Here is an 11,649-nt window from a genome sequence, read left to right as displayed (position 1 = left end):
CCACTGGGGGACACCGTCCGCTCGGTTCAATCGGGATTAAAACAGAAATCCTGTTTTGAGGGCAGTCCCTGCCCCGGCCTCAGCCGAAGAGGCCGCCGACGAAGCTGGACACCGTCGAGACGGCGGCGCCCACCTGGCTGACGACGGGGATGTTGGTGGCGGCGGCGATGGAGCCCAGGGCGGTGACGCCGGCGGTCACCCGCGAGCCGACGCTGGCGTTGGGGTTGCGCAGGGTGTTGACGAAGGCGGCGGTGTCCGCCGCGGCGATGGCGATGTTGACACCGGGCACGAAGCGGCCCGCGGCCCTGCCCGCCGCGGCGACGCCAGCCCGGGCGACGCTCGTGGCGGCGACGCGGGAGGCGACCCGGCCGGCCACGGAGCCGGCGGCGCGGGAGGCCACGTTGGCCGCCGTCTGGGCGACCCGGGCGGACACCCGCGGGGCCACGTTCCGGGCCACCCGGCCGAGGGTGCGGAAGGCGTCGCGCGCCTGGGGCACGGCCTCGGCGATGTCCCGGACGGAGCTGAGCGTTTCCCGGGTGGAGGTGAGCGCCCGGCCCACGTCCTCGGCGCTGCGCGTGCGGATGGCCTGGCGGATGTCGCGGAAGGCGGTGGGCGCCTGGGTGATGGCGTTGCGGACGTTCTGGCCCAGGTTGGCCAGGGTGCCCACGGCCCCGCCGAGCCCGCGGGTGTTGTTGCGCAGGTTGCCCACGGCCTGGCCCAGGCGCGAATTCGTGGCGCGGGAGATCAGGTTCTGGGCGGTGTTGTGCACGCGCGAGGCGCCGAGGCGCTCGGCCACGTTGCCCGCCGCGCCGGCGGCCCGCTGGAACTGCTGGCCCAGGCGCTGAGCCGTCCTCGGGAAGGTGCGCGAGAAGTCATCGCGGATGTTGCGCAGCGCCTCCCGCGCCTCACGCCCGGCGGTGACCACGTCGCGGGCGCCCCGCACCGCCTCGTACGAGGAGCGCAGCGCCGTGCCCGCGCTCGAGAGGCTGGGGTCGCGGAAGGCGTTGCGGATGTCGTTGAAGGCGGTGCGCGTCTGGCCGGCCGCGTTGCGCACCTGGCTGCCGAACTCCACCAGTGAGTGGGCGCTACCCAGGGTGCGCTGGGCAAATCCCGCGGTGCGCCGGAAGGCCTGGGCGGTGGGGTTGTTGGCCACGCTCGTGGCCAGCCGCTGGGCGCTGGTGGCCACGCGGTCGAGCCCGGTGCGCTGCGCCACGTTGGACGCCACGGAGGCGGCGCGCTGGTACGTCTGGGACAGGCGCCCGGCGGCCCGCGGGAAGGTGTTGGCGAAGTCGTTGCGGATGTTGCGCAGGCTGGTGCGCGCCTCGCGGGCCTGGGTGACGACCTCTCCGGCGGAGCGGGCGGTGTCGGTGACGGAGCGGACGGCCTGGCCGGCGGCCGAGAGGCTGCGGGTCCTGACGGCGTTGCGCACGTCACTCGCGGCGGTGCGCGCCTTGCCGGCGAGCTCGCCCACGCCCTGGCCGAACGTCTGGAGGTTCTGGGCGTGGCCGAGGGTCCGCTGGGCGAAGCTGGCGGTGCGCCGGACCGACTGGGCGACGGGGTTGGTGTTGACGCGCGCCGCCACATGGCCGGCCGTCCGCTGCACCTGCTCCACGCCGCGCTGGGCCGCCCGCTGGAGCTGGGCCGGGGCATGCTGCACCGCGTGGGCCGCGCCGCTCACCGCACGTCCCACGTTCCGCACGTTCTGACGCACCGCGGTGGAGGCGCGGTTGAGGGCCCCACCCAGCAGGCTCCGGGGCTGGGGCTGGGCACGCTCGGCGGCGGCTCCACTGTGGGCGCGAGCGAGCTGCCGCGTGGCGACACTCGCCGTGCGGGCCGCCGCCCTCTGGACGACGTTCCGGGCGGGGGTGAAGGTGCTGCGGGCAGTGTTGAGGGCTCGGGCCGCGGGCCTGCTGACGGCCGCCGCGATGCGCGCGGGGGCGCGGAAGAGCTGCTGGGGCTTGCGGACGATCCGTCTCAAGAAACCCATGGAAAAATCCTCTCGAAAATCAAGACAGGAGGATTATCGGGCGGGGCCCTTCTCCAGGTGCGTCCGCCGTGCACGAATCGTACGTCTTCTGGAGGATGGCCTAGAGTGGAGGCAGATGACGGCTCCACCCTCCACGCCCCCCGAGACTTCCGAGCCCGTTGTCTCCGAGCGGCCCCGGCTCATCATCAATGGGGAGCCCTTCCGGCCCGAGGATCTCGGCCGGAGCCTGTCCGAGTCGGTGCTGCTGCGGCTGAGCGTCGAGAAGGAGCCGTACGAGCCGCCCGCACCACCGCCTCCCCGCCGCGAGCCGCTGCCGGCACGGGTGGAGGCCCTCCCGGCCCGGACCCTGGCGGTGATTCTCGTGCTCCTCGGGCTGGGACTGGCGGCGCTGATCCTCCTCTGAGGTGACGCGGTGCGCCATCCAGAGGCCGCTCAGCCCTCGCTGTCCTGGCCCTGTCCCTGGCCCCGCTGGCGATCCTCGCGGGCGGCCATGATCTGCCGGTAGGGGATGACCCGGACGAGCTCCGCGAGCGTGGTCTGCCCGCTGGCGATCTTCTCCAGCGCGTCCTCCACGAGGGTGCGGAAGCCTTGGGCCCGCGCGTGGCGGCGGAGCTGCGCGCTGTGGGCGCCCTGGGCGATCAGATCCTGCAGCCCCGAGTCCACCACCAGCAGCTCGTAGAGGCCGGTGCGCCCCCGGTAGCCGGTGTGGCGGCACTCCTCGCAACCCACGCCCGTCCGGGGCTGGATGCCCTCCAGCAGCGGGCCGAGCAGATCCAGTTGCTTCCGGGTGGGCTCGGCGGGGGCCTCGCACTTGGAGCAGATGCGCCGCACGAGCCGCTGCGCCAGCACCGCGAGCAGCGAGTCCGCGATGTCGGTGTCATCCAACTCCAGACCGCGGAGCCGGCCCACGGCGCCCACGGCATCGGCGGTGTGGAGCGTGCCCAGCACGACGTGGCCGGTGGCCGCGGCGTTGAGCGCCATGCTGCCCGTCTCCAGGTCGCGGATCTCCCCCACCAGCATCACGTTCGGATCCTGCCGCAGCAGCGCGCGCAGCAGCAGCGCGTGCGACATCTGCGGGCTGACCTCCTTCTGGTTCACCTTGGGGACGTAGTACTCGATGGGGTCCTCGGCGGTGATGATCTTCTTGCGCCCATCGTTGAGCTGCGCGAGCGCTCCGTAGAGCGTGGTCGTCTTCCCGCTGCCCGTGGGGCCGGTGACGAGGATGAGGCCCTCGGGGTTGGAGAGCAGGTTGAGGAACAGCCGCTCCGTCTCCGGATTCATCCCCAGCTTGTTCACGGGCACGAGCCCCGCGCTCGAGTCGAGCACGCGGATGACCACGTCCTCGCCGCCCGGACTGGGCACCACGCTCACGCGGAAGTCGACGACCTTGGGCTCCTCGCTCCGGGAGATGACGGCGCGGATGCGGCCATCCTGGGGCCGGCGGCGCTCGGTGATGTCCATCCCGGAGAGCACCTTGATGCGGCTGACCACCTCCTGCACGGACTCCGGATCCATGTCCGTGTAGGCCTGATGCAGGATGCCGTCGATGCGGTAGCGCAGGTCCACGTCATCGCGGTAGCTCTCGATGTGGATGTCCGAGGCCTTGCGCTCGAAGGCGCCGGCGAGGATGTCATCCACGAGCTCGACGGGCGTGGGCGGCTGCCGCGAGGGCGGACGCTTGTTGATGACGAGATCCGCCTTGGTGTGGGCTCCGGCGCCGAAGCCCGTCCGCAGGGCGGATTCGATCTCGTAGCGGTTGAGCTTCACCGGCTTGATGGGCCGCTGCAGGAAGTCGGAGATCCGGAAGCGCAGGGCCTGGTTGTCGGGATCCGCCATGCCGATGGGGACGGGCGCGTCGGCCGCCTCGGCGTCGATCTTTCCCAGCACCACCACCGAGTGGCGGCGGCAGAACGGCTCGGGCAGCAGCCGCATGGAGTGGCGATCGAGGGTGTACTGCGAGAAGCTCGGAAAAGGTGTCGGACCCTTGGGCCATGAGCACGGGCATAGCACGCCCCGAAAAGGGTTCGATATGTGGCGTCTCCTCCGTCGTTCTCCTCCGCGTGCTCCGCGTATGGGAGCATCCATGAACGGCAACGCCGGGCCCGGCCGGAGGGCTCTGGACACCGAGGGGGTTTCAATCATGAAGACGCGTCGAGTTCTGGTCTCCGCCGCGCTGGCGGCGGTGCTGGGGGGCTGCCTGACACCTCCTCCGCGGGAGAATCCGGACCCGCCCGTGGACCAGGGGCCCTTCCTGTCCAACACGCCGCTCTGGACGATCGAGGCGCCCGAGTCCCTCCGGCTGTCGTGCTTCGGCAGCGCCATCGCGCTCGGAGACGTCAACGGAGACGGGAAGCAGGACCTGGTGGTCGCGGCGCCTCCGTGCTCGGGGATGACGGGCAAGGGCTCGTTGGCCATCTACTCCGGCAATGGCACGTCCTTCTCCTCCGAGCCCGCCGTCGCCGAGCTGGACTGGCAGAACCCCAACCCGTCCGCGAGCGGGCGCAGCAGCACCATATTCATCGGCAACGTGAACGGGGATCGCTTCGCCGACATCCTCATCCGCTCCCAGACCACGGGGACGCTCGTGTTCGCGGGCAAGGAGGACCTCGGGACGGTGCTCCAGACGCCCCTGTTCCGCGTGCCGTTCTTCGGGGTCCACTATGTGAGCCTCCTGAGCGATCTGAATGGGGATGGGCTGGATGACCTCGTCATCACCCAGGGCTCGGCGCGGCGGACGGCCATCTATCGCGCCACCCCCACCGCGGACGCTCCGTTCACCCCGGTGAGGGCCTTCCCGGACCGGGCGCTGCGCGTCATCCGCGCGGGTGACCTCAACGGCGACGGCGCGAATGAGCTGCTGTTCGGGACCCCGGAGGGCTCCAAGCTCTACCTCGGGTGCAAGACGGAGGAGGCCGGATCCTGTGTGGGCGGCCTGACGTTCTCTCCGGCCTGGACGGCCCCCGAGCAGGTGGTGGGGTTCTTCCCGGATCAGAACGGGGATGGGCACCGCGAGGTCATCCTCGGTGACACGGGCCGCGTGGCGGTGCACCTCTTCCAGCCGGAGGGAGGCATCTCGCCGTCGCCCATCTGGAGCACGCTCGGGGACGCGGCGTACCCCGGCCTGACCACCGCGACGTACTTCGTGGGGGACCTGGACAAGGACAACAAGGAGACGGAATTCCTGATGTCGGCGGCGGGGCGCCTGTACGCGTTCTTCCCCAAGCAGGGGCTCTCCTCCGAGGTGCGCGCGGATTGGGCCTGGCCGAAGAGCAACTCGCTGGGGCCGGCGTTCCAGGGGTACGTGCGCTACGCGCCCGTGGGCGCCGGGGATCTCAACGGGGACGGGTACGCCGACATCCTCGCCGGACTGGCTCCGCCGTTCGACCAGCTCACCCCGGCGACGCCCCCGCGGCCGGGACGGGTGGTGGCCTACGCCGGAGGCAAGGTGCCGCCCCTGACGCCCACGCCCTTCCTGCGGCCGGCCGCGTCGTGTGGCCTGGCGGGCGGCTCGGGCAAGCCGGACATGACGGTGGACGCGGACGTCATCTCCCGCACGGCGTATGTCGAGCAGCGCAACTTCGCGGAGACGGCCTGCGAGGTGACGGAGCGCTGCGTGGGTGCGCCTGGAGACCGGCGGCTGCTGCGCTTCAGCGTCTCCATTCCGAACCTGGGCTCGGGCGCGGTGAACATCCCGCCCCCCGAGACGCGGCCGGACCTCTACGAGTTCGACGCGTGCCACCAGCATGATCACCTCGTCGGCTTCGCCAGCTATGAGCTGGTCGATCCCCAGAACGCGGTGGTGGCGGTGGGCCGTAAGCAGGGCTTCTTCCTGGTGGACCTGGTGCCCTACTGCGGCGACGCGGGCGCGCCGGTCCTCAACATGGATGGCTCGCAGGGCATCTCGCCGGGCTGGGCCGACGTGTACGCGGGCGACTACCCGTGCCAGTGGCTGGACATCACGGACGTCGCGGACGGCACGTACACCCTGCGCATCGGCGTGGACGTGAGCGACCTCATCGACGAGGAGAGCCTGCACCCGAACTCCGTCGACGTGAATGTGAAGATCTCCGGCAACTCGGTGGAGATCCTCCCGTAGGAAACGCCCGTGCTCCGGGGGGGAATCCACACCCCGGAGCACGTGGGTCCGCGGTGAGCACTCCGCGTTACGGAGTGGCCGTGCAGCCGCAGCCGCAGTCGTCGAAGAAGGCCGACTGGCCTTCGGGGCAGGTGAACCGGATGACGGCGCACTGCTCGGGATCCTGCGAGACGTAGCTCCGGCTCGGATCGTTGTAGTTGCAAGCGTTGGTGGTGCAGCCGCAGCCACAGTCATTGAAGAAGGCGGACTGGCCATCGGGGCAGGTGAAGAGGATGGCGGGGCACTCGGCGGGGTTACGGGAGACGTAGGTGTAGCCGGGCTCCCTGCCGTTGCAGCTCTTCTTCTTCGCCCCCTCCTCCTGGCAGACGCCGCCGCAGTCAGCGCCCCCCTGGTTGGGATCGCACTCGTCGTTGGGGTCGTCCACGCAGGTGAAGCCCTCGGTGCAGGGGATGCCGGCGATGCCGCCGCAGAATTCACCGTCCTGGGCCAGGGCCGCCGTCTGGCTGGCGGCATCGGCCGTGGGGCTGCAGGCCGAGCCCAGCAGGGCGATACCCGCGACCAGGACGCAACAAGGAATAGACCGCAGGGACATGGGAACTCTCCTTTGCGAAACAGAAATCGTCACGGAGAGTGCGTTTGGGGGGAGGCGGGCAAGGGGGCCCTCCACGAGCAGGCAGGGGAGGGTTGTCTGCCGGGTCGGTGAATTTTCCTCGGGCGGCGCTCCGATGTAGATGGAGCCCGGACATGGCCAGCCGGACGATGAAGCTGAAGCAGAGCACGGGCACCACGGGGAAGGTGAAGCAGGCGACCACGGGCAAGTCGCGCCAGGTGGCGAAGGCGCCCGCGAGCGGTGGATGGGTGCGCCGGGTGCTGATGCTGGCGTTCCTGGGACTGGTGGTGTTCGCGTCCTACGAGTACGCGCGCCTGCCGAGCGCGGAGCCGCTGCTGAAGCAGAACCCGAAGACGACGGCGCTGATGGAGCAGCGGGCGGAGGAGGCGCGGGAGGCGGGGCGGAAGCCGAGGCGCCGCCAGCAGTGGGTGGGGCTGTCGAGCGTGTCCCGGCACGCGATCGACGCGGTGCTGCTCTCGGAGGACGCGAGCTTCTACCTGCACGAGGGCGTGGACACGAAGGAGCTGGAGAACGCCCTGGAAGACGCGGTGCGCAAGGGGAAGCTGGGGAGGGGAGCGTCGACGATCACCCAGCAGTTGGCGAAGAACCTGTGGCTGTCGACGGACCGGAGCCTGTTGCGCAAGGGGAAGGAGCTGATCCTGGCGCACCGGCTGGAGGAGGCGCTTCCGAAGAACCGGATCCTCACGATCTACATGAACGTGGTGGAGTGGGGGAACGGGGTGTACGGCATCGAGGCGGGGGCGAGGGAGCACTTCGGGGTGGCGGCGTCGGAGCTGACGGCGGCACAGGGGGCGATCCTGGCGTCGATGCTGCCGGCGCCGCGCAAGAGGTCACCGGCGTCGGGCTCGAGGGCGCTGAAGAAGCGGGCGCACTGGGTCATCGAGCAGATGGAAGCGGTGAGGCGGCTCAACGCGGAGCAGGCGAGGGCGGCGCACGCGGAGATCGATCAGATCCTCGGTGGGAAAGAGTCCGGGGACGAAGCCGAGGGCTGACCGCGCCAATATGCGGCTACACTGTGAGGCATGCGTACGCGCCGCCTCGTGGGCCTGGGGCTCCTGTTCATCGTCATGGTGCTGGTGGGGTCCTTCCTGGTGCCCGCGGCGGCGGAGACAGCCCCGGAGAGGGTGGTCGCGATCGTGCCGTTGGGCGAGGTGCGGCAGGAGTTCCTGGACGAGGTCCAGCAGGAGCTTCCAGTCGCGCATGAAGGTGCGGATCCGCATCGACCCCTCCCGAGAGCTGCCAAAGGAAGCCTGGTACGCCCCACGCCAGCGCTGGAGGGCGGATCGGCTGCTGGACTGGCTGGACGAGAACCCGCCGAAGGATGCGTGGAAGGTGGTGGCGGTGACGGAGGCGGAGATCTCGGCCACGAAGGGGAACATCGTCGACTGGGGCATCGCGGGGCTGGGGAGCCTCGGTGGGCCGAGCTGCGTGGTATCGGCGCACATCTACAAGAAGCACAGCAAGACGAAGGAAGCGCTGCTGCGCCGGCTGGGAGACATGGCGGTGCACGAGTTCGGGCACACGCTGGGGTTCCCGCACTGTGAGGAGAAGGGCTGCGTGATGGCGGACGCGAAGGGCAAGGCCATCTCGTCCGCCGACGCGAAGCTCGGGGCACTACTGCGCGAAGTGCCTCGGGACGCTGTCCACCGAGGACCGCGCGCTGGTGAAGTAGCGGCTCGGTCCTCGCCGGGCGGGCGCGCCCGGTCCAGCGGCAGGAGCGGGACGGAATGGGCTACTCTCTGGCGCGGACCCTCTTCCGGGTCCGGGGGAACCCTTTCATGATCCGCCGTCTCGCCATCCTGGGGCTGCTGGGCCTCACCGCCTGTCCCTTCCTCGAAGAAGACGATCCACCCACGACGCCGCCCTCCATGTCCTCTGGCACGGTGAGGGGGTCGCTGACGCCTTTCCGCATCCAGTCCGCTCCACCCGAGACCGGGTGGCCCGCGCAATTGAAGGACGCCGGAGTCCGGCGGCAACTCTCCCAATCCATCTCCAAGGCCCTCGCCTCGAAGCAGGGCGTGCGGCGCGCGGAACTCACCGGGGACCCGGTGGGTGATGCCGACGCCGTCCCCGGTGACGTCATCGTCCGCTTCGAGCAGGCCCGCCTCTCCGAGGCCGCCGTGCTCGCCCGGGTGCACCTGCCCGGCTACCGCGCGGTGCACAAGGGCTCCCTCTCCGAACACCTGCACCTCATCGGCTACGAGCCCCTCGAGAAACGCCTCCTGAAGCAAGCGGAGACGGGCGACCTGGCCCGGCAGGTGGGAAAGCTGCGCGGCGTGCGTTACGCGGAGAAGAACGCGCGTGTCCAGGCCTTCAAGGCGCCCAATGATCCGAAGTACTCGAGCCAGTGGCACTACCCGATGATGAACCTGCCGGCCGCCTGGGATCTCACCACGGGCTCGAGCAGCGTCGTCGTCGCGGTGCTGGACACCGGCAGCATCACGCACCCGGACCTGACCAACCGCCTGCTGCCGGGGGCCGATCTGATCTCCGATGTCACCCTGGCGGGGGACGGCAACGGCCGCGACACGGATCCGACGGACATGGGCAAGGACCAGCCCAACGGCGGCTCCACGTGGCACGGCGCGCACGTGGCCGGCACCATCGGCGCGGAATCGAACGAGGGCAAGGGCGTGGCCGGCGTCACCTGGAGCGGCCGCAATCTCCTCCCGGTGCGGGTGCTGGGCAGGGGGGGCGGCTCGTTCGCCGACATCGCCGCGGGCCTCCAGTGGGCCATTGGCCGCGACGTGAGCGGCCTGCCCCGCAACCAGAACCCCGCCCACGTCATCAACATGAGCCTCGGCGGGCAGGCCAGCCCCAGCCAGGCGCTGCAGGAGGTCATCGATGATGCCGTGAGCCAGGGCGTCATCATCGTCGTCGCCGCGGGCAACTCGAACATGAATGCCGGCCAGTTCTCGCCGTGCAACCAGCAGAACGTCATCTGCGTGGGTGCCACCGGCTTCACCGGCAAGCGCTCGAGCTACTCCAACTACGGCAGCGCGGTGGACGTGATGGCCACCGGTGGCGAGATGAGCGAGGACGGCAACGGGGACGGCGAGCCGGATGGGGTGCTCTCCACCGTGCTCAATGACAGGTCTCAACCCATCCATGGCTACTTGCAGGGCACCAGCATGGCCGCCCCGCACGTGGCCGGCATCGCGGCGCTGATGAAGGCGGTGCACCCCCGCATCACCCCGGCCCAGGTGAAGCAGCTCCTCAAGAGCACCGCCGCCACCTCCAGCCAGTGCACCGAGGGCTGTGGCGCCGGCCTCGTCAACGCCCAGGCCGCCGTGCGGGAGGCCCAGAAGCTCGCGGGGGGCGGCACGACGCCGGATGCCCCGGCGCAGCTCGGGGTGGGCTCCACCCAGCTCTCCTTCTTCGGGAGCGGCACCCAGCAGCTCACGGTCCGCAACCTGGGCGGCGGCACGCTCCAGGTGACCGCGAAGGCCCTGGGCACCCTGGCCTCCGCGCTGTCCTTCCCCGCGGGCACCACGGTGAGCTTGTCCGCCTACGGCTCGAAGTCGCTTCCACTGGCCGTCAACGCCGCGGGGCTTGCCCATGGCGACTACCTCGCCCAGGTCTCCCTCACCGGCGACAACGGGGACAGCGCCTCGGTGCTGGTGAAGCTCCGGGTGGGGGCTTCCCAGGACAAGGACGCCGTCATCGCCTTCGCCTACCAGGATCTCTTCGGCGAGTGGCAGGTGGACGAGGAGGCCGTGGCGCTGGTGCCGGCCTCGGGTGGCTACGCCTACAGCCTGAAGCTGACCCCGCGCACCTACTACGCGCTGGCCACCATCGATGATGACGGCGACGAGGCGTACTTCGAGGAAGGAGAGCGCGTGGGCTTCTGGCGTGACGCCACCTCCATCGAGCCCATTGTCCTGACGGCCAGCCAGACGGTGGGCAACATCAGCTTCACCCTCGCGCCCTATCAGACAGGTGAAGAGGAGCCCACCACGTCCATCATCGGCCGCGATTGCACCAGCGATGCCCAGTGCGGCGAGGGCTTCTGCGCCACCAACTTCCCCGGGGGCTACTGCACCCAGAGCTGTCTGGCGACGAGCTGCCCGGCGGGCTCCCAGTGCTATGCCGACTCGGACGGCGCCTCGGCCTACTGCTTCGCCACCTGCACCGGGGTGGGCACCCAGGGCTCCTGCCGCTCGGGCTACGTCTGCGCCAATGATGGGGCGGGCGGCGGCGCGTGCGTCCCCCGATGAGGTGAGTCTGGAGTGAATCGGGCAGGGGAGTGCCCTGGTGCTTCCCTGCCCACGAGGCTGGCCAACTCCTTACCCGGCTACCACTACGGCTCCGCCAGCCCCTGGGCGAGCAGCGCGAGCCGGGTGACGATCTGCTCCTCCGAGGGAGGAACGACCGCGCTGATCGAATGCAGGAGGCTGATGCGCAGGCCGTTGTTGCGCAGCCAGAGGATCAGCTCCTCGGCGTTGATGGGATCGGGCCGGACGAGGAACTTCCGGGCGATGGGTACCCGGGACAGGTACAGCGCCTCAAGGGAGGACAGCTCGCCCTCGGGGCCGGCGTAGATGGGCTCCGTGTGTTTGAACCAGGGCCTGATGTCCTCCAGGAGCCACTGGACCCGGGTGCTCTTGAAGCGCTCGAGCTTCAGGAACTCCTCCAGGTGGTTGCGCTCCAGGAGGATGCAGTCGTCGCCCGCGCACCACGCCTCGATGCTGAGGTGATGGGCCAGGAGCCGGTGCTGGCGCCGGCAATACTCGCGGTGGGGATCCATGGACATGCCCGTGCTCTCCTCGTCCTGACCGGCGTACCATCTCCGGCCAGCTCCGGCAGCCGGAATGAGCGGCTCGACGCTGGAGAGAAGGCTCGGGAAGGCCCAGGGGTTGACGCCAGAACAGGCGCGGGCCGTGCCAGCCAGCATCCTGGAGGCCGCCGTTGCCTCGCCCGAGGGGCATGCTTAAG

Annotated in this window: 9 protein-coding genes; 5 read left to right on the top strand and 4 right to left on the bottom strand. The window is 70.3% G+C overall.

Annotated elements, in window-relative coordinates:
• Nucleotides 1-79: 79 nt before the first annotated feature.
• Nucleotides 80-1,987 (bottom strand): hypothetical protein, encoded by a 1,908-nt coding sequence (locus tag ACN28I_RS09120; protein ID WP_420941689.1) that lies wholly within the window; start codon nt 1,985-1,987, stop codon nt 80-82.
• A 115-nt stretch (nt 1,988-2,102) separates the two neighbouring features.
• On the opposite strand from ACN28I_RS09120, the gene ACN28I_RS09115 reads away from it, so the two are divergent.
• Entirely contained in the window at nt 2,103-2,390 is a 288-nt protein-coding gene (locus tag ACN28I_RS09115; RefSeq protein WP_420941688.1) for a hypothetical protein, read from the top strand.
• A gap of 29 nt (nt 2,391-2,419) precedes the next feature.
• Here ACN28I_RS09115 and ACN28I_RS09110 read toward each other — a convergent pair whose 3' ends face one another.
• Nucleotides 2,420-3,997: a GspE/PulE family protein gene (locus ACN28I_RS09110; RefSeq protein WP_420941687.1), complete on the bottom strand. Its 1,578-nt coding sequence runs from the start codon at nt 3,995-3,997 to the stop codon at nt 2,420-2,422.
• Nucleotides 3,998-4,127: 130 nt separating this feature from the next.
• On the opposite strand from ACN28I_RS09110, the gene ACN28I_RS09105 reads away from it, so the two are divergent.
• The gene (locus tag ACN28I_RS09105; RefSeq protein ID WP_420941686.1) at nt 4,128-6,083 is read left to right on the top strand and encodes a lysyl oxidase family protein; all 1,956 of its coding nucleotides are present in this window, start codon (nt 4,128-4,130) and stop codon (nt 6,081-6,083) included.
• A 67-nt stretch (nt 6,084-6,150) separates the two neighbouring features.
• Here the strand turns inward: ACN28I_RS09105 and ACN28I_RS09100 are convergent, their stop codons facing one another.
• Nucleotides 6,151-6,675, bottom strand: a complete 525-nt coding sequence (locus tag ACN28I_RS09100) for a hypothetical protein (protein ID WP_420941685.1) — start codon at nt 6,673-6,675, stop codon at nt 6,151-6,153.
• Nucleotides 6,676-6,827: 152 nt separating this feature from the next.
• Between ACN28I_RS09100 and mtgA the strand changes: the two genes are divergently transcribed.
• The 3 genes from mtgA (at nt 6,828) to ACN28I_RS09085 (ending at nt 10,931) form a co-directional block, all read left to right on the top strand.
• Entirely contained in the window at nt 6,828-7,706 is an 879-nt protein-coding gene (gene mtgA / locus ACN28I_RS09095) for a monofunctional biosynthetic peptidoglycan transglycosylase (RefSeq protein WP_420941684.1), read from the top strand.
• Nucleotides 7,707-7,914: 208 nt separating this feature from the next.
• Nucleotides 7,915-8,496, top strand: a complete 582-nt coding sequence (locus ACN28I_RS09090) for a hypothetical protein (RefSeq protein ID WP_420941683.1) — start codon at nt 7,915-7,917, stop codon at nt 8,494-8,496.
• On the top strand, nt 8,493-10,931 hold the full coding sequence (locus tag ACN28I_RS09085; RefSeq protein ID WP_420941682.1) for a S8 family serine peptidase: 2,439 nt from the start codon (nt 8,493-8,495) through the stop codon (nt 10,929-10,931). The genes ACN28I_RS09090 and ACN28I_RS09085 overlap by 4 nt, the downstream gene beginning before the upstream one ends.
• An 83-nt stretch (nt 10,932-11,014) precedes the next feature.
• Here ACN28I_RS09085 and ACN28I_RS09080 read toward each other — a convergent pair whose 3' ends face one another.
• Complete coding sequence (locus ACN28I_RS09080; protein ID WP_420941681.1) at nt 11,015-11,467, bottom strand: hypothetical protein; 453 nt, start codon at nt 11,465-11,467, stop codon at nt 11,015-11,017.
• Nucleotides 11,468-11,649 lie beyond the last annotated feature (182 nt).

Origin of the sequence: Archangium gephyra, assembly GCF_049060025.1 — a bacterium.
GTDB classification, from domain to species: Bacteria; Myxococcota; Myxococcia; order Myxococcales; family Myxococcaceae; genus Archangium; species Archangium gephyra_A.
The sequence above is the reverse complement of the archived record's forward strand: the minus strand, read 5'-3'. Positions and strand labels throughout refer to the sequence as shown.